The following is a 24,174-nucleotide window of genomic DNA, read 5'->3' as shown; positions in this document are numbered from 1 at the left end:
CTCTGGATTGCTTCGCTTCGCTCGCAATGACGGAGTGTGGGCGACGGCGGAGCCCGATCACGCAACTTGCTACTTCGTCAGCAGCGCGTACGCCCCGGTCCACCCTTCCGGCGGCGGGTTGATCTGGAAATCCTTGATCCTTGCCTCATAGAGCCTGAATAGCTTTTCCAGCGTGTCGGCGTCTTCGCTGCGGCGGCCGCGCTCGATGGCATCCAGCGCGCCCTGCCAGTTGCGGCCGCGATAGCAGCCGAGCATTTCGATGGTGATGTTGCGCAGGCGCTGGAAGGCGCCCGAATGCATCACGTCCTCACGGCCGGCGATGGCGTAGATCACCTCCGGCTCGGTCTTGCCCTTGACCATGATGAAGTCGAGCTCGAGGATCGCGAACTTGTCCTTGGCGGCGAGCGCCGTCCGGGAGCCGACGATGATCGGGAAGCCGTATTCCTTGGTCTGCCCCTCGAGGCGCGAGGCCAGATTCACGCTATCGCCGAGCACGGAATAGTTCTTCTTCAGGTCGGAGCCCATGTTGCCGACCACGCCGATGCCGGTGTTGAGACCGATGCCGACATTGAGCGGAATGTAGACGTGGCCGCCGTCGGCAGCTTCCTGCTCGCGGTCCTTGTTGACCGCGTCGATCTGCTCCAGCATCTGGATCGCGGCCTCGCAGGCATTGACCTCGTGCTCGGCATCATCGAGCGGCGCGTTCCAGAACGCCATGATGGCGTCCCCCATGTACTTGTCGATATAGCCCTTGCGCTCGATGATGACGTCGGTCAGCGGCGTCAGGAAACGGTTCATGAGCGCGATCAGCCCTTGCGGATCGTGCTTGTAGCTCTCCGAGATCGTGGTGAAGCCGCGCACGTCGGAGAACATGATCGTCATCTCGCGCTCCTCGCCGCCGAGCACGAGTTTTTCCGGCGACTGCACGAGCTGCTCGACCAGCACCGGCGACATGTATTGCGCGAATTGCCCGCGGATCTGCACGCGCTGGCGCTGCTCGCGCACGAAGCTGGCGAAGATCAGCGTCAGATAGACCGCGGTGGTCGAGAGCAGCGGATAGGTGAAGTCGATGAGGTAGCGGTACTGCGCGTAAAAGAACCAGGACACGCCGACCAGTATGGCAGCGAACATCGCGCCCGCGAGCACCAGCCGCACCGGCCCGAGATTCGGCGTGAAGATGATGACGAGCAGGCCGATCGCCAGCGCGGCGATCAGCTCGACGCCGAGCGCATAGTTCGGCTGGGAGATCACAGCGCCGCTCAGTACGCTCTCCAGCACCTGGGCATGGATCTCGACACCCGGCATGGTCGAGGACACCGGCGTGGTCTTGATATCGTTGAGCCCGCCTGCGGAGGTGCCGACCAGCACTAGCTTGCCGGCGATCTTGTTCGGCGGCACGCTGTTGTCGAGCACGTCGGCCGCCGAGACGTAGATCGAGGGATCCCGGCGGGCGTAATGCACCCAAAGCTGGCCGTTCTTGTCGGTCGGAATTTCTACGCCCTTGAGGCGGATCGCCCTGATGCCGGTCTTGTCGGTCCGCACCAGCAGCGTCGGCGTCCCCGTCACGACGCGCAGGATCTCGAGGCTGAGCGAGGGCATGATGTTGCCCTGGGCGCGCATGATCATCGGCACGCGGCGGATCAGACCGTCGCGCTCGGTCCTGATCGAGAACAGGCCGCGACCAGCCGCGACCTTCTCGATGATCGGCACATTGCGCAACAAGCCCGGGAATTCAAACAGGAAGCGCTCGGCGCCCTCCTCGCCGACCGTCGCGACGCCGGTGAGGGGCAGCGACTTGTCGAGTTCGGACAACACGCCTGGAAGCCCGGTCTCGCCCAGCACCACACGCGAGCGCTTGATCGCCTCGGCGAGGATCTGGTCGTTGGTCGGCAGCTCGCGCAGCTTGGCGCGGGTGACCTCGTCGAGATAGCGCATCTGGCTCGCGACCAGATCCGGGTTGAGACGGTCGGCTTCCGAGAACACCACGTCGAAGCCGATCGCCACCGCGCCGTTGTTGGTGAGGTTCTGGATCAGATCGGCGATCCGCGTCCGCGGCCACGGCCATTGGCCGAGCTTGCCGAGGCTCTTGTCGTCGATGTCGACGATGGTGACGGGCCGCACCGTCTTGTGGCGCGGATCGATCAACTGGAACATGTCGAAGGTGCGCAGCCGCAATTCCTGGATCGGCGGCGGGTCCCAGAGACGGGCGCCGGCAAACAGGACCAGCAGCGCAAGGCACATCAGCCGCGCAAAGCCGAACTTGCGCGCAAACCACCGCCGCAGGATTTTTAGACGTTTCATGCCGGTCGGGCTTCCTGTCCCGCCTCCTGCCGTGCGCACCGATCATGGAGCGTCCGCGCGCGATTTGCCATGCCCTGGCAGCTGAGGATTATGGATTTTTTGCCGCGGTCAAGATGCCCGCCGGCTGGCGGGAGGCCCGGGCAGATCAGGTGATGTGGAAGATGAAATCGCTGGCCTTGAGATTTGCCGCGATCACGTTCTTCAGGAGCAGCGACTCGTTCTCCGTGACCGGGGCACTGTCGGGATCGGACGAAATTACCTGGTGCTGCCATGTGACCAGGGTGCCGTCCGATTGCGAAGCGTCGATGTCGATGGTGCTCCAGTTGACGTCAGAGAACTGTCGCAGGTCGATCTTGTCGAGGCCAGCCACAAAATCGGTGATGGTATGCTGGCTATCGCCTCCGGAGTTGTTTGGCGAGAACACGAACTGATCCTTGGCGCCGCCGCCGGTCAGCGTGTCCCCCGTCTTGGTCGCGAAAATGACGTCCTTGCCGTCGGTGCCTTCGAGTTTGACGCCCTGGCCGTCGCCACCCTCGACGAAGATAAAGTTGACGGTGTCGTAGTGGCCGGCCGAGTCGGCAACGGTCAGCGTGATCTGGTCGGTTGCGGGCGGCACCGGATAATCATCGGTGCTGGCGCCTGTCGGATCGTAGCTGATGCCGGCGCCGCTCGCGAGGCCCGCGTTGATTGCGTCGAGCGAGCCGCTCGTCGGATAAACGCTGACGCTGCTGACGTCCGGGTGCGCGGTCGACAACGTGACGGTGAAAGTGTCCGTCGCGGCGCCGGAATCGGTGTCGGTGACCACCAGATCGGTGATGATCTCGTTGCTGTTCTCGAGGATGTGCTCGACCTGGAAGCTCGTGGTGTCGATGACCGGGCCGCAGGCGTCGTCGGCGCCGGTCACGTCTACCGTGAGCGTTGCCGTGCCGGTGGCACCATGCGCGTCCGTGGTCTGGACCGTGAAAATATCCGCATAGGACCCGTCCGACAGCGCGTTGATGGCCGCTGGATTGGGAACGTAGCTGTAGCTGCCGTCCGGGTTGACCGTCAGCGTGCCGTACAGGCCCGTCGCCGTCCCATGACAATCCGCATTGAGGACGGCATAGGTCAGCGTCGCCGTCTCGCCGCTATCGGCGTCGGTGCCGGCCAGTTGACCGGTAAGATCGGAGAAGGTGTCGGCAGCGGTCGTGTCCGTGAGCGGGCCGATGTGGAGATCGGCAAGTGTCGGCGCATCGTTGCTGCCGGCGATGTTGACGGTGACGACGCCGCCCGTGCCAGCGCCCTCGGCATCCGACGGAACGATCGTGTATTGCAGCGACAGCGTCTGGCCGGCGGCGAGGAAGTCGAAGGCTTGGCTGCCCGAATTGAAATTCCAGGTGAACTGGGCGTGAGTGGCGGTGCCGTCGAGGATGTCGCCGGACGGCACGGTGAGATAGTTCAAAAGGTCCGCATGCGACAGCCCGCCGACGCCGCCGGTTTGCGGCACGCCGTCGAGAGAGACCTGCACCTGGCTGACCGACAGCGTGACGTGATCGATCGCGTCGACGTCGGAGACCGTCAGCACGCCATGCGAAAGCTGCCCTGCATTGGTTTCCATCAGGTCGGCGACGGCGCCGCCCGGACCGGTGGTCCCGCTAGCCCAGCCCGCGGTGCCCTCGACCGCGAGGCTGTGGGCAGAGTTGACCGTATTGGCGGCCGTGGTCCCGCTGCCGTCGCCGAGCTGATAATACGCGGCAAGATTCGCCTCGCTGCCGGTGAGGCCGGTGAAATCGATCGACTGGATCTGCGCCTGCGTGAGCGCGGCGGTCCAGAGGCTGACATCGGCGATCGAGCCGAAGAAGCCTTCCGCCCCGAAGCCCGCCGCGCCTGAGTCGCTCGCCGCGCCAATCATCATGTAGGACGCCGACGGATTCGACGGGCTGCCGTCGATCGGGTTGACCGTCCATGACTGCGAATATTCGAGGTGTCCGTCGAGATAGAGCGTGAAGGTGTCGTTGTCGCGGGTCAGCGCGATGTTGTGCCACTGCGACGCGGTGAGCGCCACGCCGGTATCGGCGATCTGGACGCCGCCCGCGAGAATCTGCAGCTCCACAGTGCCATCGGTGTTGACGGTGCCAAGGAGACCGAAGCCGGTGGTCGAGGTGTTGCCGTTGTAGAACAGGATCTGGCCGTGGCCGGCATCTGCTGCGCCGTTCCAGTTGACCCAGCCATCCAGCGTCACGTCATCGGTGGCGACCGTCGGCACGTCGCCGACCGCGATGGTGTGGCCGTCGAAATTCATGTAGTTCGATGTCACATAGGAAACGGCCGGCGCATCGTTAGTGCCGGTGATCGTGACGGTCACGTCCTGCGAGACTTGCGCACCGTGATCGTCGGTAAAGGTGACGGTGTAGACCTGGGTGATGGTCTGCCCCTCCGCCAGCGACTGCAGCACGGGATCGCTATTGTCCAGCGTGAAGTGCCAGCCCAGTGTCGCGCCGTTGCTGGTGTCGCTAGCGGATTCGGACACCGCGTCGAGCGTAAAGGTGCCGATGTTCGTGCTGTCGTCCTCGAAGCCCGGCAGAGCCGAGCTGACGGACGACGACTTGAACGACCACTGTGCCGTGTGGGTGTCGATCAGATCGACGTCCTGGATCGCCAGCGTGCCGCATGCCGACAGCGACGAGCCCTCATCCTCGGTGACCGCGCCCGTTGCCGCGGCCGCATCGCTCGTGATGGTCGGCGCGTCGTTGACGCCGTTGATCGTGACGGTGACATCCTGGCTGACGGTGCCGCCGTGATGATCGTCGAACGTGATGGTGTAGACCTGGGTGATGGTCTGGCCCTGCGCGAGCGATTGCAGCATCGCGTCGTTGTTGTCGAGCGTGAAGTGCCAGCCGAGCGTAGCGCCGTTATTGGTGTCGGTGCTGGATTCGAGCACCGATGGATCGATCGTGAACGTGCCGATGTTCGTGCTGTTGGCGTCGAACCCCGGCAGAGCCGAGCTGACGGATGACGACTTGAACACCGCCTGCGCGGTATGAGTGTCGATCAGGTCGAGGTCCTGGATCGCCAGTGTGCCGTCAATCGACAATGTCGGACCCGTGTCCTCGGTGACCTCGCCCGTTGCCGCCAAGGCATCGCTCGTGACGGTCGGCGCATCGTTGACGCCCGTGATGGTGACGGCGACGTCTTGCGTGACCGTCGCATTGTGATTGTCAGTGAAGGTGACGGTGTAGACCTGGGTGATAGTCTGCCCTTCCGCCAGCGACTGCAGCATCGCATTGCTGTTGTCGAGCGTGAAGTGCCAACCCAACGTAGCGCCGTTGTTGGTGTCGGTGTTGGATTCGAACACCGACGGATCGATCGTGAAGGTGCCGATATTCGTGGCGCCCTCAACAAAGCCCGGCAGGTGCGCGCTCGAGGACGACGACTTGAACACCGCCTGCGCCGTATGGGTGTCGATCAGGTCCAGATCCTGGATCGCCAGCGTGCCGTCGATCGACAGTGTCAGGCCCGTGTCCTCGATGACTTTGCCCGTTGCAGCCGCGGCGCTGCTGGTGACGGTCGGCGCATCGTTGGTCCCGGTAATGGTGACCGTGACGTCCTGGGTGACCGTCCCGCCGTGATGATCGTCGACGGTAACAGTGTAGACCTGGGTGATGGTCTGGCCTTCGGCCAGCGACTGGAGCACCGGATCGTTATCGTCGAGCGTGAAGGTCCAGCCCACCGATCCTCGCGTGCTGACGCCGGGGCTCTCGATCACCGGCAGAAGCGCGAAAGTGCCGATATGCGAGCTGCCGTCGCCGAAGCCGGGCAGATGCGCGCTCGACGTCGTCGACTTCAGCGCGAAGCTCGCGCTGTGCGTGTCCGTGAGATCGGGATCGTTGAAGGTAATAGTACCCTCGGCCGTCAGGGTCGCCGCATCCTCCGTCACCGCGCCGGTCGGGATCGTGGAGTCTTCGACGATCGTCGGCACGTCGTTGGTGCCCTCGACATTGACGTCCGCACCGTTGATGGACACGCTGATCGGGGTGCTGACCACACCGCCGTGCCCATCATCGACCTGCACCACATAGTTGAGGGTCAGCGTCTCGCCTTCGGCGAGGAAATCGAAGAGATGATCGGGGACGCTGTAGGTCCAGGTGGCCGAACCGTTGTTGCTGTTTCCCGCGCCCTGCACCACGGTCAGCGGCACCTCGACGGCGGCGATCGCGGCGCGTTGCTCTGGCGTCAGCGTCGCGGTGATATCGTGGCCTTCGGCATCGAGATATTTGAACGGCTGGGTCGACGAGAGCGCCGCGCTCACGATCGGCCGATCCGTCAGATCGACGTCGGTGAAGCTGACCGTGCCCGTGATGGTGTCCAGAGCCTCGTTGCCGGTCCCGACCTTCTCGATGACGGTGCCACCCGATGTCGCGACGGTGGGCTTGTCGTTCGTTCCCGTGATCGTGATGGTGATCGGGATGAACTTGGACTCGGGGTTCACCGCGAAATTTGTATCGACGCGAACCAAGTAGGTTAGCGTCAGCGTCTCGCCGGCCGCGAGGAAGTCGAAGACGTGATCGGGGACCGTGTAGGTCCAGACCGCCGAGCCGTTGTTGTTGTTGCCGGCGTCGGCAACGACACTGATCTGGATCTGCGTCGCCGCGATGTCCTGCTTCTGGAGCGCGGTGAGCGAGCCGGTAACGTCCTGCTGACCGGCATTCTTGTAGACGTAGTTCGGCGCCTCGGCGAGGCTCACCGACACCGTCGGCAGGTCGCCGAGGTTTTGATCGACGAAGGTGATCCGGCCGGAGACCGTGTCGGCATGCGTCGTGTCGCCCGTGGTGTCCGCGCGCTCGGTGAGCGCGAACGCCGTCTTCACGTTGCCGCTGGAATCGAGGCTTTGCACCAGCGGCTGGCCGGGAACACGGGTGGCCGTGGACGTGGAGGTGTGGGGCGCCTCCTGTCCCTGCGGATTGAGATTGACGAATGTCGCGACCGCGATGGCGCCCGACCCCGATTTGAACACCACATCCTGGCTGATCGGCGTGATGGTGTCGGTGAAGTTCGTGGTCAGCTTGGTGTTGGTGTTGTTGTCGGTGAACTTCAGCGTGAACACGTCCGTGATCAGCTTCTGCACATCCGGCGACATCAGCGCATTGGAGATCGAGACGTTGCCGCCGCTGATCTGGATCATCTGGCCGGCCTGGTTGACCGTCGCGATCGGCAGCAGCGTGACCTTGTCGAACAGGATGTAGGAGCCCGTGGTGCCGTTCGGCTCGACCAGCACCTGGAAGCTCGCCTGCGGCTGCGGATCGCCGCCGCCGGCGGGAACGACGAAATTGATCTGGGTCAGCACCGCCGTGCCGCGGATGCCCATGGTGGCGACAGGCGTGTCGATCTTCATGTCGCCGTGCTTGGCGGTCTCGCCGGCGACGAAGGTGATGGTGCCCGCGACCAGGCTCAGCAGCGAGGAGTTGCTCGACCCGTTGGGGTCGTAGACCATCTCGTTCAGCACCATCCGCGCATTGGAGGACAAGCCGAACACGGTGCCGTCGATGAAGGTGATGCCGAGCGTCGAATCGGCGCCGGTCGAGACCACATCGCCCTTCTCGACATTGTCGCCGTTGTTCAGGATGACCGAAACGCCATTGCGGATCGCGGTCGCGCTGCCGGAGAGTTTCGTGACGTGACCGATGACCTGGGCCGCGGCAGCGCCAGGCGCGGCCTGCGCATATTGCACATGGCCGGTGAGCGCGCTGACGACGTCGCCGCTGAGGTGGGCGCCATCGGGCGAGGCGATCGCCGCGCGCTTGTCGCCCCTAAAATAATCGTGAACGACGAACTCATGACCCTCATGGGACAGCACGAGGTCGAGACCTGCGCGCTTGAACTCGCCATTGAAGATCAGGTTGGGATCGGGAACAACGAACGCGCCATCGGGCACGTGACCATGCGCCTTGGCGATAAAGGGCTTGGCAGCAGAGAAATCGACATGGCCATCGGCGAGCGAACGGGAATCCTGGCCGTCCAAGGACATCGCGGCGTCAAATTTGCCAGCGTAATTCAATCGGGCACCGTAAAAAGGGTTAAAATCTAAGTAAGTATCGACCGCCTAAGCTTGCATAGCATTACCAAGTCCTTAGCGAAACCATCTATTGCTTGTGTGATTTCGCGTCACCAAGCCGCCATCGGCTCTATCGGACCAAGTCTCCATAGAGGAAGCGGGGCAATTCGAGAAATATTTTGGAGTATAATTTGGCCTGTTTGAGCCCATTTCCGGTCCCTCTACGTATTCCATTGTATAGATCTGGCAACAAATACTTGTGTCATCTTTTGTTCGTGGTGCCCCGCAGCACACTGCGGCAAATACGGAACCAAATCTGTGACCCAACTAACAGAACCCGTGAAATAACGGGGTCGTTAGCCATAGGACGCGGAATCGCCGCGCGCACAACCAGGACATGCAATTGCTTCCATTTCGCGGCAGGCGGCGCTTCCCCTAGCCCCTGATTCGTAAAATTTTATGCAATCTGGGCAGGCGCGTTTCAGCCTGTTCCCCGGTTTCGGGACCCCTGCCGGGCGCGTTAAGCAGAACAAAACGGCCCATCTCGCACTATCTCCGCGAAAGCAACAAAGCCCGGCACGTCGAGATCGAGGGGGATCTCGCGAAGCCGGGAAGGGGATGTCAGATGGAGACCGCTGCTCGCTCGCGCGCTTGGCGCGCAATCCTTGTCTTGTGCGCATTGATCCTGCTCGGATCGGTCGCCGAGCTTCGCGCCGGCACGCTGCTGTCGCCGGGCGCCGGCGTCCTCGTGCGCAAATCCGCCGAGCCGTTCGGCGTGTTCGCCTTCGCCATCTCGTCGGGCAGCCTGCAACGGAAATGGCTCGCGCTGAAGGGCAAGCTCGACGACGACATGGTGCAGCTCGCGCTGTGCGATGGCGACCGGGACCATTGCGCATCGCCCGCGGCCCTGAAACTGCTCGCCATCGTCGACCAGACCCGTGATCGCGACGGCCGCGCGCGGCTGGGCGAAGCCAACCGCGCCATCAACCTCGCCATCCGGGCCGCCAATGACGGCACCGATGACGTCTGGAGCTCGCCGCTTGCGACCTTCCAGCGCGGCGCGGGCGATTGCGAAGACTATGCCATTGCCAAGCTCGCCGCATTGCGGCTCGCCGGCGTTGCCGCCGAAGACCTCCGCATCGTCGTGGTGCGCGACACCCGCGCCGGCGAGGCGCATGCGGTGGCCGCCGCACGGCTCGACGGCCACTGGCTGATGCTCGACAACCGCCGCATGGCGATGGTCGAGGACGACGCTGCACAGATCTACCAGCCGCTGTTCGTGCTCTACCAATCGGCCGTGATGAAATATGTCGACGAACCCGTGCGGTTCTCGATGGTCGCCCCCGAGACGCATTGAACCCGGATCCTCTATAGGCGCGCGACGAGGCAACCCAATACGGTGTCGTCCCGGCCTAGTGCGCAGTTGCGCACGGGGGGCCGGGACCCATACCGCGTGATCTTTCGGTGAACGCAGGTACATGTACCAAAGGCAAGCCGAATAACCACCAATCTTCGTCAAACGTCTCCCCAGGGTTATGGGTCCCGGCCTTCGCCGGGACGACGCTGCAGAACCTTGTAGCTCGCTTCTGGAATAAGCCGTCCAGCCACAAAGCCATTCCGTCACATCGTCCGGGGCGCTAGCATGGCGGCGGCTATGCGGGGGCAACTGGAATGCGGTTCATCGTGATGACTGTGCTTGCGCTGCTGGCGTTGCCGGCGGCACCAGCCTCCGCGCAATCCGACCGCCCCATCGCCGACAGGCTGCCGCTGTTCGCCAAGAACAACTGCCAGCAGATTCGCGATCCCGGCAACCAATTGTTCTGCGGTGATTCCGAGCTTGCCGCCGCCGCCGAGAAGCTGAGCACGGCGATCGAGGCACGGCTCGCCCGCCTGCCCGATCGCCTGCCCGCGATCGAGGAGAATGCGATCTGGAACCGGCAGCGCAACCTCAGCTGCGGCATCGTCGGCCAGACCGCGATTCGCGCCGACGATTTCGACCGGGTGAAGGCCTGCCTGCTCAAGGTGACCGAGGAGCGCGCCGCGATCGTGCGCGATCCGGATTTCGACTGTCTTGCCGCCAACACCGCGGCGGGCGCGCTGATCTGCGCGGACCCAGCGCTGGCACTTGTCGAAACCGAGTTGAACAGCCAAGTGCTCGGCCTGATCGGCAAGCTGGACCCGACCGCAGCGCGCTTTGCCTTCGCCGAATATGGAAGGTGGACGCGAGAGCGCGACCGCAAATGCAATCTGGTCGGCAAGGAGAACGTGCCGCTCCTGGAGCTGGAGTCCGCGGAGGACTGTCTCGCCGAACATTTGAAGCGCAAGACCGACGAGATTCGCGCCGCGAGAGGCGACCCCAAGAAAGTGTTCGGCCGGCAGGTCGCGGCCCACTCGCCCGACACCGACGCGGTCGATTTCTGCGCCGCGCGGATTCACGCCGCCAATTCGTGTGGAAATTTCCTCCGCATCAACCGCGTCTACGCGCTCGACAGCCAGGTGACCGAGCAGGAGGCGCAGGTCACGGGCGAGATCGAGATGGCCGTGCTGGCGCCCTTCACCATGTGCAGCAAGGTCGCCTCCACCTGCACCGGTACCTGCTGGGACGCCAGAACCGGTCGTCCGCAGCCGGGAGCCGGCAACAAGGAGCGTGACGCAGAAGCCTTCAACGTCACGCGCCGCCTGCGGATCCAGCGGACTTTCGCCTTCGTGAAAGCCGCCGATGGCTGGCGCTGCCGGGAGGACGAGCTGGCCCCGGTGAATTCGGGGACAGCGGGTGGGGGATCGTAGGCTCCCTCTTCTCCCTCTCCCCGTTCTTACGGGGCCGCGACGAGCTTCGCTCGCGCTGAGAGGGTTGGGGTGAGGGGCTGCTTCCACAAACACAGTGAAAGCCGGACTCGCGGAGACTCCCCCTCACCCGGAATTTGCTTGCGCAAATTCCGGCCTCTCCCCGCACGCGGGGAGAGGCCGAGATCAAAACATCAGATTGTCCTTCACCAGCACCCAGCGGCCGCCCTTGACCTGCTGCACCTGAGTGATGGTGTTGGCGAGGTGGTCGGTCTTGGAGAACTTGGTCGGGGGCGAGTTGAAGATGTCGAGGAATTTGTCGCCCGACTCCAGCGCATCCAGCATCTTCTGACCCGTGAGATCCTTGCCCGCCTTGTTCGCATAGAACGCAAACGTCGTCACCGCATTGTAGCCGATGATGGCCTGCGTGTTGGCGTCGGTGCCAAACATCTTCTTGTAGTTGACCAGCCAGTCCTTGACCTTGCCCTTGGCGGTGTCTTCGTAAGGAATCTCGAAGCCGCTGGCGGCGTAGAGACCTTCGACGGCTTCCTTGCCGAGCATCGGCACCTCCATCACGTTGGTCGGTGTCGCACCGAGGAAGGTGACGTCCCAGCCGAGCTTCTTGGCTTCGCTCATCGCCCCTATGGTCTCGCGGAGCACAGTGCCGAGCAGGACGAGGTCGCAGCCATCGGACTTCATCTTGGCGATCTGCGCGCTGAAATCGGAGGCGCCGCGCTTGTAGCTCGTGATCGAAGCCGGCTGCGCCTTCATTGCGGTGAGCTGCTGGTTGAAGCCGTCGAGCACGTTCTTACCGTACTCGTCGTCCTGATGCATGATGCAGGGCTTCTTGAAGCCCTTCCACTCCATCATGTATTTCAGCGCGGCCCGCGTGCTCTCGACGTACGGCAGGAGGTTGTTGAACTTCAGCCGCTCCTGCGGCTTGGCCGGATCGAACTTGAAGGTGAACTCGGCCGCCGTCAGCGGGAAGAGCTGCATGACGCCGGCGTCGAACAGGATGTCCTGCGCGGCGAGCACTGTCGGTGATCCCATCGGCCCCACCATCGCGAAGATCTTGTCACGCTCGATCAGTTTTTGCGAAGCCAGCACGGCCTTTTTCGGATCATAGCCGCTGTCCTCGACGACCAGCCGAATCTTGCGGCCATTGATCCCACCGGACGCATTGATCTCCTCGGTCGCCATCTTCATGCCGTTTGCGACCGGGACGCCCCAACCCTTGATCGGACCCGACAGATCCTGGTGAGTGCCGATGACGATCTCGGATGCCGAGATGCCCTCATTGGTGACCTTGGTCTGCGCCGCGGCCGGCAGATGCGTGAGCACCACTGCGCTCACCGCAAGGCCGAACGCCTTGAACGACTTCGACATTGATATCTCCTCTCCCTGGCCCGTGTTGCGCGAAGGGCGTGGCCATCGCTCCTTCGCTGATTTCAGCGTCGCCTGGCGCACGGCGTTCCGGCCATGCGCCTCACGCCACCGCGCGCTGGCGATACATCGCCTCGATCTCGGCAGCGTAGCGCTTGTTCACGAAGCCGCGCTTCAGCTTCATGGTCGGCGTCAGTTCCTCGTCCTCCGGGGTGAGCTGGCGCTCGATCAGGTAGAACTTCTTGATGGTCTCGACGCGGGCGAAATTGCCGTTGACCTGTTCGATCTCGCGCCAGATCAGGTCCTGAATCTCCGTCGCCCGACACAGGCTGGCATAATTGGTGAACGGAATGTCGTGGTCCTGCGCGAACTTCTCGACGTTCTCCTGGTCGATCATCACGAGGCAGGTCAGATACGGCCGCTTGTCGCCGATCACCACGGCGTCCGAGATGTAAGGCGAGAATTTGAGCTGGTTCTCGATCTCGGAGGGCGTGATGTTCTTGCCGCCCGAGGTGATGATGATGTCCTTCATCCGGTCGGTGATGCGGACGAAGCCTTCATTGTCGATGGTGCCGACGTCGCCGGTGTGCAGCCAGCCGCGTTGATCGATGGTCTCGGCCGTCTTCTCCGGCTGGTTCAGGTAGCCCATGAACAGGAAGTCGCCCTTGATCAGGATCTCGCCGTCGGGCGACAGCGCGACCTCACCCCAGGGGACGGCCGTGCCGACCGAGCCGAGCTTGATCCGCTCCGCCGGCATCATGGTGGCCACCCCGCAATTCTCGGTCTGGCCATAGACTCGTGCATGTCGATGCCGAGCGCGAGATACCAGCGGATCAGCTCTGGGGCGATCGGCGCCGCGCCGGTGAAGGCGATGCGGCAGCGGTCGAGCCCGATCATGCGGCGGATGTTGCGGAATGCGATGCGATAAGCGAGGCGGTTGGCGAGGCGCAGCGACAGCGACGGCGCCTTGCCCTCGAGCCGGCAATCGACCATGCGGTAGCCGACACCGATGGCGCGGCGATAGACCCATTGCTGGAGCGGCGTCGCATCCTTCAGCGCGATGGTGATGGCGGAATAGAATTTTTCCCAGATGCGCGGCACCGCCAGGAAAACGGTCGGCTGCACCTCGCGCAAATTATCCGGCACGGTCTCCGGGCTCTCGGCAAAGTTCATCACCGAGCCGAGCGCGACCGAGATGTAGTAGCCGCCGATGCGCTCGGCGACGTGGCAGAGCGGCAGAAAGATCAGCCGGTCCTCGTCTTCCTGCGCCGGGATGAAATCGTTGGCGTGGCGCATCTGATGCGTCACGCTGCGGTTGGCATGCATCGCCCCCTTGGGCGGCCCCGTCGTGCCCGACGTGTAGACGAGGATCGCGAGGTCGCCGGCGCTGCGGCTGTCGATCATCTCCTGCCACAGCGCCTCGCGGCCGACCATGTGATTGCAGCCGAGCGCGCGGAACTCGTCGAGCGACATCACCATGTCGTCGGAGAAGCCGCGGAGGCCCTCCATGTCGAACACGATGATCTTCTGCAAGGTAGGACAGCGGGCCCGGCAGGCGAGGACCTTGTCGAGCTGCTCCTCGTCCTCGACGAAGATCACCTTTGTTCTGGAGTCGTTGACGAGATATTCGACCTGGGAGGATGCGTCGGTGGGATAGATGCCGGAAGAGACGCCGCCGGCGCACAGGATGCCCATGTCGGCATGGACCCATTCGGGCACGGCATTGGCGATGATGGAGCCGACGTCGCCGGGCATGAAGCCGATTGCGCGAAGCGCGTAGGCGACCTCCTTTGAGATCTCCAGCCATTGACGCCAGCTCGTCGGCTGCCAGATGCCGAATTTCTTCTCGCGGATCGCCGGCCTGTCGCCCCGCGTCTCGACGGCGCGCAGAAAGCTCTTCGCGATCGTATCAGCGACCGTCAGCACCGCCGGTCGGGCCATGCGCCTCTCCTCCTTGTCGCTTTCCCTTCCGCTGCCTGCCTTGCCGGCGGTCTATGTCTTACGGAGGGGCTCCTCCATCTAACGCCACGTTTTCTTCTTTTTCCAGCGCCGTTCGCCTCTCGCGCCCGCTTCTTTGGCGCCAAGGTAAAATTCCTGGATGTCCTGGGAATGCATCAAGCGGTCGCAGGTGTCGTTCATCACGATCCGGCCGATCTCCAGGACATAGCCGTAATGCGCGGTCTCCAGCGCCACCTTGGCGTTCTGCTCGACCAGCAGGATCGACATGCCCTGCTCCTCGTTGACGCGGCGGATGATGGTGAAGATCTCCTTCACCAGCAGCGGCGACAGGCCGAGCGAAGGCTCGTCGAGCAGCAACAGCGTCGGCCGGTTCATCAGGGCGCGGCCGATCGCCAGCATCTGCTGCTCGCCGCCGGAGAGTTGACCGGCCGGCTGGTTGATGCGCTCCTTCAGGCGCGGGAAATAGCCGTAGACGCGCTCCAGATCTTCCGCGACGCCGTCGCGGTCCCGGCGCGGATAGGCGCCCATCATCAGGTTTTCGCGCACCGAGAGGAACGGGAAGACTTCGCGCCCCTCCGGCACGTGGCTGAGGCCGAGCCGCACGATCCTGTCGGCTTCCATGCGCTGGATCGGCTTGCCCATGAACTCGATCGCGCCCTTCTGCGGATCGAGGATGCCCGAAATCGTCTTCAGCACCGTGGTCTTGCCGGCGCCATTGGCGCCAAGCAGCGTGACGATGCGGCCGCGCGGCACCTCCAGCGAGATGCCGCGGATCGCCATGATCGGCCCGTAATAGCTCTCGATGTTCGAGAGCTTCAGGATGGTCTCGGGTGTCGCGGTGGCATCCATCGCCTCAGGCTCCCAGATATGCGGCGACGACGTCGGGGTGCTGCTGCACCTCGGCCGGGGAGCCCATCGCGAGCACCCGGCCGTAGTTCAGCGCGATGACGCGATCGGAGACGCGATTGACCAGCGACATGTCGTGTTCGACCATCAGCACGGTGACACCGAGCTCGTTCTTCAAGTCACGGATCCAGAACGACATGTCGTCGGTCTCCTCGACATTGAGGCCGGAGGACGGCTCGTCGAGCAGGATCAGCTTCGGCTCCGAGCACAGCGCGCGCGCCAGCTCGATCACCTTGCGTACGCCATAGGGAAGGCCGGAGATGAGCTTGTCGCGATAGGGTTCGAGATCGAGGAATTCGATCACCTGCTCGACCCGGCGGCGGTGCACCTTCTCGTTGGCTCGCACGCTCGGCAGGAACAGCAGCTCCTGCCAGAGTTGTGTGGTGGAATGGCGATGGCGGCCGACCAGCAGATTGGAGAGCACGGTCGCGTTCTCGAACAGCTCGATGTTCTGGAAGGTGCGGGCGATGCCGAGCTTGGCGATGTCGTAGGGCGGCTGCTCCGTGATGTCCTGGTCCTCGAAGAAAATGCGGCCCGAGGTCGGCCGGTAGATCCGCGAGATCAGGTTGAAGATCGAGCTCTTGCCGGCACCATTGGGACCGATGATCGAGAGGATCTCTCCCTTCTCGACCGCGAACGAGACCGCATCGACGGCCTTGAGACCGCCGAAGTGCAGCGACAGGTTCTCGGCGCGAAAATAGCTCATCGGTTGCGCTCCGACTTCACGTAGATCTTCTGTCGCTTGAAGGTGGCGCGCTTGTAGAGCGGGAACAGCTGGAAGAAGAGCTTGATCTTGAGCCAGCGGCCGTAGAGCCCGAGCGGCTCGAACAGCACGAACAGCACGATGATGATGCCGTAGATCGCGCCTTTCAGGCCGTTGAGCGAGGCGAAGGCCGCGACTTTTGACTGGACGTTGCCCGCAGTCGCCGGGCTCGCACCAAAGGTCGCGGTGACGCCGGCGATGATGCCGGGCATGTCGTCCTTGAGGTAAGTCAAGAACGGATCGATCATGACGATGAAGATCGCGCCCAGCACCGCGCCGTGCAGGCTGAAGGCGCCGCCGATCAGGATCACGATGATAAATTCGATCGAGAGCTGCAGCGTGAACATCTCCGGCGAGATGAAGGAGAGCTTATGCGCGAACAGCACGCCGGCAAGGCCGGTGATCGCCGCCGAGATCGCAAAGGACTTGACCTTGTAGAGCGCGACGTTGACGCCCATGCTGCGCGCCGCCGTCTCGGAGTCGCGGATCGCGACAAAGGCGCGGCCCGTGGGCGAACGCAACAGGTTGAGCGTGCCGACGATGGTCAGCACCAACACGGCAAGGCACAGGTAATAGAAGGCCGGGCTGTCACGCGGGACCGTGACGCCGAGCAGCGACAGCGTCTTGATCCGCATGCCCTCGTTGCCGTTGGTGACGCTCTCCCAGCGCGCCAGGACCTCCTCCACGATCAAGGCAAAGGAGATGGTGGCGATGACGAGGTAGATGCCGGTCAGGCGCAGGGCGGGAAAACCGACCAACGCGCCGATGATGCCGGTCAAGGCCCCGGCGGCAAGGAAGTAGACCGGAAACGGCACGTTGTATGTCTGCAAATAGGCAGCGGTATAGGCCCCGATCGCGAGGAACGCGGCGTGGCCGAGCGAGGCCTGCCCCGTGAACCCGGTCAGGATCAGCAGCGCCACGCCGACGGTCGCATAGATGCAGACGAAGACGAGCTGGCTCATCAGATAGCTGGAGAGCACATAGGGTGCGATCAGCAGCAGCGCGACCAGGATTCCATAGGTGACGACGTAGCCCGAATGCGGAAACAGTTTGATGTCGTCTTCATAGTCGGTCTTGAACAGGAAGCGCATGGCGTTCAGACCTTCTTGCGGACGTGGAGGCCGAACAGGCCTTCAGGCTTCAAAAGCAGCACGGTGAGCAGCACGATGTAGGGCGCGGCGTCCTTCCAGCCTTCGGGCAAATAAAAGCCGGCCATGCTCTCGATGACGCCGATCAGCACGCCACCAACGACTGCGCCCGGGATCGAGCCGAAGCCACCGAGCACGGCGGCCGGAAACGCCTTCAGGCCGAGCACGAGGCCGACATTGGAGTGAATGAAGGTGATCGGCGCCAGCAGCACGCCGGCGCAGGTCGCGACCGCCGCGCTGATGGCCCAGACGATCGACACCACGCGCTTGACCGGAATGCCCATGTAATAGGCCGCCAGCATATTCTCGGAGCTGGCGCGCATCGCGGTGCCGAGCGTGGTCTTGTTGAAGAACAGCCAGAGCAGCGTGCACAGGATCATCGTCGCTGCGATCACCGAGAGCTTGTCGTAGGCGAGCACCAGCGAGCCCATGCGCAGCACGCCCTGGCTGAACGGCGTCTCGATCTTCAGATCGTCGGTGCCCCAGATCATGCCGGCGATCGAGCGCAGGAAATAGCCGAGCCCGATCGTCGCCATGATGATGGAGAATTGCGGATAGCCGAGGATCGGCCGCACCACCACCCGCTCGGCCAGCATGCCGAACAGCGCCATGGCGGCCACCGCACCGGCAAAGCCGATCCAGTAGTTCAGGCCCATCATGCCGATGAAGGTGAAAGCGAAGAAGCCGCCGAGCATCATCAGATCGCCCTGGGCGAAATTGACGACCTCGGTGGCCTTGTAGACGAGCACGAAGCCGAGCGCGATCAGGCCGTAGACGCAGCCGAGCGCAACACCGCTGACCAGCTGCTGAACGAAATCCAGCATCGCCGCGCATCCTCCCGATGCAACGGCGGCTCTTCCTGACCGCCTTGTCGCATCTTGTGTCCAGTCGCTACGCAGTCGTTTCGCTGCGTCAGCGCCATTTGTCCGAGACCAATTCAGCCTGAACCGCCAAGCGCTGTCAACAAACGGTGACTTGCCTTTAGGATGACGGAATTTGTCGGCCGTAGATTCACGGTGCCGAAACATCTTCAAGTCATGGTCGCGGGCGATGCAAAACCGGATGGTGGACGTCATGAAGCCGGGCAGCTTGGCGCTGGAAGTCGTGGGGTTAACCAAGCGTTTTGACCGTTTGGCGGTCGATGGCCTCGATCTCAGCATTCATGCCGGCGAGTTCTATGCCCTGGTCGGCCCCAACGGCGCCGGCAAGACCACCACCCTGCGCATGGTCGCGGGCCTTTTGCGGCCCGATGCCGGCAGCGTCTCGATCTTCGGCATCGATGCGCTCCAAAACCCCGCCGCCGCCAAGCAGGTGATGGCGTGGGTGTCCGACGAGCCGATGATCTACGACAAGCTGACACCGCTCGAATATCTCGAGTTCGTCGCCGGTCTCTGGGGCATCGCGCCGTCCAGCTCGGAACCGGTTGCGCAGGAGCTTCTCGGCTCGCTCGGCCTCGCGCCGCACCGGCACGAACGCTGCGAGGGCTTTTCCAAGGGCATGCGCCAGAAGGTGGCACTGGCCGGCGCGCTGGTGCACGATCCCCGCCTCATCATCCTCGACGAGCCGCTGACGGGGTTAGATGCCGTTTCCGCCCGCCACGTGAAGGGCCTCCTCGGCGAGCGCGTCCGCGCCGGCTGCACCGTCATCATGACCACGCATATTCTGGAGGTGGCCGAGCGCATGGCCGACCGCATCGGCGTGATCGCATCGGGCCAACTGGTCGCCGAAGGCACGCTCGACGAACTGCGCCGGCAGAACGGCCATGCCGATACCAGCCTTGAAGATCTCTTCATCGCGCTGGTGACGCTTCCGGACGCCGCATGAGCTCGGCGACCGCGCTGTCCTGGTTCGCCCGTCACGAGCTCCGGCTCGCTTGGCGTGAATGGTTCGCCATGATGACGGGCGGACGGCGCAAGCGGGCACGCGCCGCCATGATCGGCCTGCTGTTCTTCGCGGCACTCCTTCACCTGCCGGCCTGGGCGGTGATCGGCCGCTTCGCCGACCTGCAACTGCCGCTCGACAAATCCTCGCTGATCGTGATCTCGGCGACGATCTTTCTCGCCTGGACCTTGATGCTGTCGCAGGCGATCGAATCGGTGACGCGGGTGTTTTACGCCCGCGCCGATCTCGACCTCATCATGTCCTCGCCAGCAATGCTGGCCAATCTGTTCTCGGTGCGCATTGCCGCGATCGCGCTCACCGTCACGACAATGGCGCTGCTGTTCTCGACGCCCTTCATCGACGTGCTGGTGATCGGCGGCGGCGCGCGATGGCTCAGCGCGTTCGGCGTCGTGGTCGCGGTGGGCCTGTCGGCGGCGGCGATCGCGATTGCCGTCACCATTCTCCTGTTTCGGCTGATCGGCCCGGCGCGGACGCGTCTCATCGCCCAGATCCTCGCCGCGATCATCGGCGCGGGCTTCGTGATCGCGCTCCAGGTCGCCGCGATCATGTCCTACGGCACGCTGTCGCGCTTCACCATCCTGACGTCCGGTCGCGTGGCCGCCTACGCGCCCGATATCGACAGCATCTGGTGGTGGCCGGCGCGGGCGACCATGGGCGACAGCGAGGCGCTGTTGCTGCTTCTGGCGCTCGGTCTGGTGCTGCTCGGAAGCGTCATGGCGATCTTTTCCGGCCGCTTTGCCGACACCGCCATCGACGCGGCGGCGTATGGCACAGCCGGCCGCGTGCGCGCCAAGGAGCGCCCCTTCCGCGGCGGATCGCGGCAGCAGGCGCTGCGGCGCAAGGAATTTTCGCTGCTCTGGCGCGATCCCTGGCTGATCTCGCAGACCCTAATGCAGCTGCTCTACCTGGTGCCACCGGCGCTGCTGCTCTGGCGCAATTTTGCCGACAGCTCGGCGGCGCTGACGCTGATCACGCCTGTCATCGTGATGGCGGCGGGACAGCTCGCCGGCGGGCTTGCCTGGCTGACGATCTCGGGCGAGGACGCGCCCGACCTGGTCGCGACCGCGCCGCTGACGCCCTCCAGCGTCATCCGCGCCAAGATCGAGGTGGTGCTGATCGCGACCGCCGTGATCTTCTGCCCGCTGGTTGCGGCACTGGCCTTCGCCTCGCCATTCCAGGCGGCAATCAGCGCCGGCGCGATCATCATCAGCGCAGCCTCCGCCACCGCGATCCAGCTCTGGTTCCGGGTGCAGGCGCGGCGCAGCCAATTCCGCCGCCGCCAGACCTCCTCGCGACTTGCGACCTTTGCCGAGGCCTTCTCCTCGATCGGCTGGGCCGCCAGCGCCGCGCTGCTGCTTGCTCTTCCCATCGCCGGCCTCATCAGCGGCCTGATCACAGCTAGCCTTGTCGCCATCACCTGGAAGTTCAGCCCGAGGCGCGAATAATAAAAGGCGTGAGTGAGGGCCACCTTGAAGGTAAGGTTGATTTGCCTTACATTTCGTTGCATGTCAGAGCCTTACGAGGCGGCCCATGAGTGAGCTCACCGTCACTGCCAAGCGACAAGTCACGCTGCGGAAAGATTTGCTGGAGCACCTAGGTGTGCATCCGGGTGACAAGATCTCGATCGAAAAGCTTCCGGGCGGGCGCGTTGAAGTGAAAGCAGCTCGGCCCACCGGCAAGATCTCAGATGCTTTCGGCATTCTGAAGACAAAGAGTAATGGGCGGTCGTTGTCGATCGAGGAGATGAACGAGGTTATCGCTGACGGCTGGGCTGGCAAGCGATGAAGATAACACCCGACACCAACGTATTGGTACGGGTTCTCGTCGAGGATGATGCCGAGCGGAGCAAGGCGGCTCAGGCCATTCTCAAGAAAGCAGACGTGATAGCTATCTCGATCACCGCACTGTGCGAGCTGACCTGGGTTCTCTCACGTGGCTACAAGATTTCTGCTGCCGACATCGCGATTTCAATTCGACGCTTGATCAATGCCGCCAATGTAGCGGCGAACCGGCCAGTAGCGGAAGCAGGATTGGCGCTGCTCGATGCCGGCGGCGATTTCGCCGACGGCGTCATCGCCCACGAAGGCAACTGGCTCGGAGCCGACACCTTCGTGTCTTTCGACAAGAAGGCCGTGAAACTGATCGAGGCAGGCGGCGGATTGGCGCGGACGCCTTAGCGCTGCATGACGTCGGGATAATTCGACGATACACTCATTGGACTGCCGGCTGAACCACGGATAGTCTTGTGATGACCCGACTATTGCTGACGGCTCTTACGATCCTCGGCTGGCTGATGGCTCCTGCCCTCGCCCAGCAGCCACCTCAACGCAGCGAATGCCTGGCGATGGCGAATGCGGCGCCCCGCGCGCTGCCGGTCGCGTTCCGGCAGGCCGGCGGCTCAGCCGAGGTCGAGATCACCTATGCCGGCCACTCCACCTATTTCATCGATACGCCCGGGGGCCTGCGCATCGCCACCGACTATAGCGGCGCCTATCAGGTGGGACGGCGACCCGATGTCGTCACCATGAACCGGGCCCACAGCACCCACTACACCCTATTTCCGGACAAGCGCATTCCCCATGTGCTGCACGGCTGGGGCGAGGATGGCAAGCCCGCGGTGATCTCCGAGCGCATCGGCGACACCTTCATCCGCAACGTGACCACCGACATCCGCCGCTATTTCGGCGACGATTCCGGCGCCGACATGATCCGCGACGGCAACTCGATCTTCATCTTCGAGGTCGCCGGCCTCTGCATCGGTCATCTCGGCCATCTCCATCACAAGCTCGACGACAGCCATTTCGCCCAGATCGGGCGGCTCGACATCGTGATGGTGCCGATCGACGGCACCTACACCATGTCGCTGGACGGCATCTCCGAGATCACCAAACGGCTGCGCGCCTCGGTGGTGCTGCCGATGCACCGCTTCGCCACCCCGCTCGACGATTTCATGCGCCGGATCGGCCAGCAGTTCGAGATCGACCGGCGCATCGAGCGGTCGTTCCGGATCTCGCGGGATGCGCTGCCGTCGAAGCCGACGGTGATCATCCTCGACGGGGTCTGACGCGCAATTTTCTCCAAGTCCGCTGAGGCCCGTTCGTGCTGATCTCCTGGCAACAGGAGATCGACATGACAGAGTTTGCGAGACTGTTGCACGCGGACGGACCAAACCCGGACCACGCGGCGGCGCTGCAGCTTTACGGCCGTTTCGTCGGCGACTGGGACGCCGAAATCACCGCCCACGGGCCCGATGGAACCAAACACGCCGCACCCGGCGAAATCCATTTCGGCTGGGTGCTGGAAGGGCGCGCCGTGCAGGACGTCTGGATCATTCCTCGTCCCGCGGGCAGCCCGGCCTTTCCGATCGCCGGCAATTGGTACGGCACGACACTGCGTGTCTATGACCCAACCATCGCCGCCTGGCGGATTTCCTGGTTCGATCCCGGCCGCAGCGTGTTCCGGCAGCAGATCGGCCGTCCGCGCGGCGCGGACATCGTACAGGAAGGCACGACCGAAGCCGGCGAGCTGACGCGCTGGAGCTTTACGGAGATCACCGGCGCTTCCTTCCACTGGCTCGGCGAGGTCAAGCCTGCGACCGCAACCGATTGGCGGCTCGTCGTCGACGTGAAGGCGAAGCGGCGCAAGGCTTAAGATTGAATCGCTCTTGAATCAGTCAGCTCCGGGGCGCGCTGCAACCTCTCCCGCAAGCAAGCGGGAGAGGGAGCGTACCTTCCGTGTGGCGGCAATCGAGCTTCATCTAGTCGATATCAGTCACACCGCCGCTGTGCTCGCGATGACGGGTGCGGTTGCATGGCGCGCGCTGCTGCACGAAGACATGAGATGCTAGGCTCCCAGCACAGAACACAGAGGGAGCGAACGCCGATGGCCGCAAGCGGGTTGCCCGCCAACACGAGCGGGCTGTTTGTCGAGCCGCGCGAGGACTGGCTCGCGCAGCACCACGAAGAGATCATCGATGCGGCCCGGCCGATCGTCGATCCTCACCACCATCTCTGGAATCGCGGGCATCGCTATCTGATCGAGGAGATGGCAGCCGACATCGCCTCCGGCCACAACGTCATCGCAACCGTCTATGTCGATTGCCGCTCGATGTATCGCGCGCATGGGCCAGAGGCGTTCCGGCCCGTCGGCGAGGTCGAGTTCGCCAATGGCGTCGCCGCGATGAGCGCGAGCGGTGCTTACGGCAAGGCGGCGATCTGTGCGGGCATCGTCAGCCACGCCAATCTGCTGCTGGGCGACGCAGCCAAGCCGGTGCTGGAAGCGGAGATCGCGGCGGGTAACGGCCGCTTCCGCGGCATCAGGCATTCCTCGGCCTGGGACGCAGACCCCGTCGTCGCCGGCATGTATGCGAACCGACCGAAGGGCCTGTTGCGGGATCCGACCTTCCGCAAGGGTTTTGCCTGCCTCGCGCCGTTGAACCTCAGCTTCGACGCCTGGCTGTTTCATCCGCAGATCGGCGAGCTCACCGAGCTTGCGCGCGCCTTCCCCGACACCAGGATCGTGCTCGACCATTGCGGCGGCCCGGCCGGCGTCGGACGCTTTGCCGGCAGACGAGAGGAAGTGTTTCCGCAGTGGCGCGCCTCGATCCGCGAGATCGCGAAATGCGAGAATGTGGTGGTTAAGCTCGGCGGGCTCGCAATGTGCCTGCTCGGCTACGACTTCCATTTGCGCGCGAGGCCGCCGTCATCCGAGCAGCTTGCCACGGCTTGGCGGCCTTACGTCGAAACCTGCATCGAAGCGTTCGGCCCAAAGCGAGCGATGTTCGAGAGCAATTTCCCGCCGGACAAGGGCCAGTGCAGTTACCAGGTGATCTTCAACGCCTTCAAGCGCATCGCATCGCCCCTGAGCGAGGCCGAGAAGACGGCGCTGTTCTCGCAGACCGCGATTAATTTCTATCGGCTCGAACTGCCGTCGTGACGAGAAAAGGGGCCGGGATGTTGATCCCGACCCCTCTTCCGTCGTGGCCGCTGGGAAGCGTC

The 24,174-nt window shown here is 63.7% G+C and carries 16 protein-coding genes and 1 pseudogene; 9 read left to right on the top strand and 8 right to left on the bottom strand.

Going from position 1 to position 24,174, the window contains the following annotated elements; translation table 11 throughout:
* Positions 1-69: 69 nt before the first annotated feature.
* A complete protein-coding gene (locus CWO91_RS04220) occupies positions 70-2,301 on the bottom strand; it encodes a CHASE2 domain-containing protein (RefSeq protein ID WP_130212364.1) in 2,232 nt (743 codons plus the stop codon).
* A gap of 145 nt (positions 2,302-2,446) precedes the next feature.
* Positions 2,447-8,335, bottom strand: coding sequence for a VCBS domain-containing protein (locus CWO91_RS04215; protein WP_433995545.1), 5,889 nt, complete (start codon positions 8,333-8,335; stop codon positions 2,447-2,449).
* Positions 8,336-8,957: 622 nt separating this feature from the next.
* On the opposite strand from CWO91_RS04215, the gene CWO91_RS04210 reads away from it, so the two are divergent.
* Entirely contained in the window at positions 8,958-9,689 is a 732-nt protein-coding gene (locus tag CWO91_RS04210; protein ID WP_130212363.1) for a transglutaminase-like cysteine peptidase, read from the top strand.
* Positions 9,690-10,003: 314 nt separating this feature from the next.
* Entirely contained in the window at positions 10,004-11,119 is a 1,116-nt protein-coding gene (locus CWO91_RS04205) for a lysozyme inhibitor LprI family protein (protein WP_130212362.1), read from the top strand.
* 183 nt (positions 11,120-11,302) lie between these two features.
* On the opposite strand, the gene CWO91_RS04200 is transcribed toward CWO91_RS04205, so the two are convergent.
* The 6 genes and pseudogenes from CWO91_RS04200 to CWO91_RS04175 form a co-directional block, all read right to left on the bottom strand.
* Positions 11,303-12,502, bottom strand: a complete 1,200-nt coding sequence (locus tag CWO91_RS04200) for an ABC transporter substrate-binding protein (RefSeq protein WP_130212361.1) — start codon at positions 12,500-12,502, stop codon at positions 11,303-11,305.
* A 100-nt stretch (positions 12,503-12,602) separates the two neighbouring features.
* A pseudogene (locus CWO91_RS04195) lies at positions 12,603-14,440 on the bottom strand (AMP-dependent synthetase/ligase).
* Between the two features lie 78 nt (positions 14,441-14,518).
* Complete coding sequence (locus CWO91_RS04190; protein ID WP_008541389.1) at positions 14,519-15,307, bottom strand: ABC transporter ATP-binding protein; 789 nt, start codon at positions 15,305-15,307, stop codon at positions 14,519-14,521.
* A gap of 4 nt (positions 15,308-15,311) precedes the next feature.
* The gene (locus CWO91_RS04185; RefSeq protein WP_060737253.1) at positions 15,312-16,070 is read right to left on the bottom strand and encodes an ABC transporter ATP-binding protein; all 759 of its coding nucleotides are present in this window, start codon (positions 16,068-16,070) and stop codon (positions 15,312-15,314) included.
* On the bottom strand, positions 16,067-17,218 hold the full coding sequence (locus CWO91_RS04180; RefSeq protein WP_130212360.1) for a branched-chain amino acid ABC transporter permease: 1,152 nt from the start codon (positions 17,216-17,218) through the stop codon (positions 16,067-16,069). Before CWO91_RS04180 ends, CWO91_RS04185 begins: the two co-directional genes overlap by 4 nt.
* A 5-nt stretch (positions 17,219-17,223) precedes the next feature.
* A complete protein-coding gene (locus CWO91_RS04175; RefSeq protein WP_128936774.1) occupies positions 17,224-18,099 on the bottom strand; it encodes a branched-chain amino acid ABC transporter permease in 876 nt (291 codons plus the stop codon).
* 250 nt (positions 18,100-18,349) lie between these two features.
* Here CWO91_RS04175 and CWO91_RS04170 point away from each other — a divergent pair, with 250 nt between their 5' ends.
* The 7 genes from CWO91_RS04170 (at position 18,350) to CWO91_RS04140 (ending at position 24,112) form a co-directional block, all read left to right on the top strand.
* Positions 18,350-19,099, top strand: coding sequence for an ABC transporter ATP-binding protein (locus CWO91_RS04170; RefSeq protein WP_130212359.1), 750 nt, complete (start codon positions 18,350-18,352; stop codon positions 19,097-19,099).
* Positions 19,096-20,622: a permease gene (locus CWO91_RS04165; RefSeq protein WP_130212358.1), complete on the top strand. Its 1,527-nt coding sequence runs from the start codon at positions 19,096-19,098 to the stop codon at positions 20,620-20,622. Before CWO91_RS04170 ends, CWO91_RS04165 begins: the two co-directional genes overlap by 4 nt.
* 85 nt (positions 20,623-20,707) lie before the next feature.
* Positions 20,708-20,962, top strand: a complete 255-nt coding sequence (locus CWO91_RS04160) for an AbrB/MazE/SpoVT family DNA-binding domain-containing protein (protein ID WP_130212357.1) — start codon at positions 20,708-20,710, stop codon at positions 20,960-20,962.
* Complete coding sequence (locus CWO91_RS04155) at positions 20,959-21,354, top strand: type II toxin-antitoxin system VapC family toxin (protein ID WP_130212356.1); 396 nt, start codon at positions 20,959-20,961, stop codon at positions 21,352-21,354. Before CWO91_RS04160 ends, CWO91_RS04155 begins: the two co-directional genes overlap by 4 nt.
* Positions 21,355-21,425: 71 nt before the next feature.
* The gene (locus CWO91_RS04150) at positions 21,426-22,241 is read left to right on the top strand and encodes an MBL fold metallo-hydrolase (protein WP_130212355.1); all 816 of its coding nucleotides are present in this window, start codon (positions 21,426-21,428) and stop codon (positions 22,239-22,241) included.
* A 65-nt stretch (positions 22,242-22,306) separates the two neighbouring features.
* A complete protein-coding gene (locus CWO91_RS04145; protein WP_165405218.1) occupies positions 22,307-22,828 on the top strand; it encodes a hypothetical protein in 522 nt (173 codons plus the stop codon).
* Between the two features lie 231 nt (positions 22,829-23,059).
* A complete protein-coding gene (locus CWO91_RS04140) occupies positions 23,060-24,112 on the top strand; it encodes an amidohydrolase family protein (protein ID WP_130212353.1) in 1,053 nt (350 codons plus the stop codon).
* The last annotated feature ends 62 nt before the right edge of the window (positions 24,113-24,174 follow it).

The sequence above is a fragment of the Bradyrhizobium genosp. SA-3 genome, assembly GCF_004212635.1.
In the GTDB taxonomy this organism is placed as follows: Bacteria; Pseudomonadota; Alphaproteobacteria; order Rhizobiales; family Xanthobacteraceae; genus Bradyrhizobium.
The sequence above is the reverse complement of the archived record's forward strand: the minus strand, read 5'-3'. Positions and strand labels throughout refer to the sequence as shown.

Excerpts from the sequence above, each read along its gene's own strand:
- CWO91_RS04155 (WP_130212356.1), top strand. The coding sequence starts at position 20,959 with ATGAAGATAACACCCGACACCAACGTATTGGTACGGGTTCTCGTCGAG.
- CWO91_RS04165 (WP_130212358.1), top strand. The coding sequence starts at position 19,096 with ATGAGCTCGGCGACCGCGCTGTCCTGGTTCGCCCGTCACGAGCTCCGG.
- CWO91_RS04205 (WP_130212362.1), top strand. The coding sequence starts at position 10,004 with ATGCGGTTCATCGTGATGACTGTGCTTGCGCTGCTGGCGTTGCCGGCG.
- CWO91_RS04140 (WP_130212353.1), top strand. The coding sequence starts at position 23,060 with ATGGCCGCAAGCGGGTTGCCCGCCAACACGAGCGGGCTGTTTGTCGAG.
- CWO91_RS04175 (WP_128936774.1), bottom strand. The coding sequence starts at position 18,099 with ATGCTGGATTTCGTTCAGCAGCTGGTCAGCGGTGTTGCGCTCGGCTGC.
- CWO91_RS04180 (WP_130212360.1), bottom strand. The coding sequence starts at position 17,218 with ATGCGCTTCCTGTTCAAGACCGACTATGAAGACGACATCAAACTGTTT.
- CWO91_RS04210 (WP_130212363.1), top strand. The coding sequence starts at position 8,958 with ATGGAGACCGCTGCTCGCTCGCGCGCTTGGCGCGCAATCCTTGTCTTG.
- CWO91_RS04190 (WP_008541389.1), bottom strand. The coding sequence starts at position 15,307 with ATGGATGCCACCGCGACACCCGAGACCATCCTGAAGCTCTCGAACATC.
- CWO91_RS04160 (WP_130212357.1), top strand. The coding sequence starts at position 20,708 with ATGAGTGAGCTCACCGTCACTGCCAAGCGACAAGTCACGCTGCGGAAA.
- CWO91_RS04150 (WP_130212355.1), top strand. The coding sequence starts at position 21,426 with ATGACCCGACTATTGCTGACGGCTCTTACGATCCTCGGCTGGCTGATG.
- CWO91_RS04170 (WP_130212359.1), top strand. The coding sequence starts at position 18,350 with ATGAAGCCGGGCAGCTTGGCGCTGGAAGTCGTGGGGTTAACCAAGCGT.
- CWO91_RS04200 (WP_130212361.1), bottom strand. The coding sequence starts at position 12,502 with ATGTCGAAGTCGTTCAAGGCGTTCGGCCTTGCGGTGAGCGCAGTGGTG.
- CWO91_RS04145 (WP_165405218.1), top strand. The coding sequence starts at position 22,307 with ATGACAGAGTTTGCGAGACTGTTGCACGCGGACGGACCAAACCCGGAC.
- CWO91_RS04185 (WP_060737253.1), bottom strand. The coding sequence starts at position 16,070 with ATGAGCTATTTTCGCGCCGAGAACCTGTCGCTGCACTTCGGCGGTCTC.
- CWO91_RS04220 (WP_130212364.1), bottom strand. The coding sequence starts at position 2,301 with ATGAAACGTCTAAAAATCCTGCGGCGGTGGTTTGCGCGCAAGTTCGGC.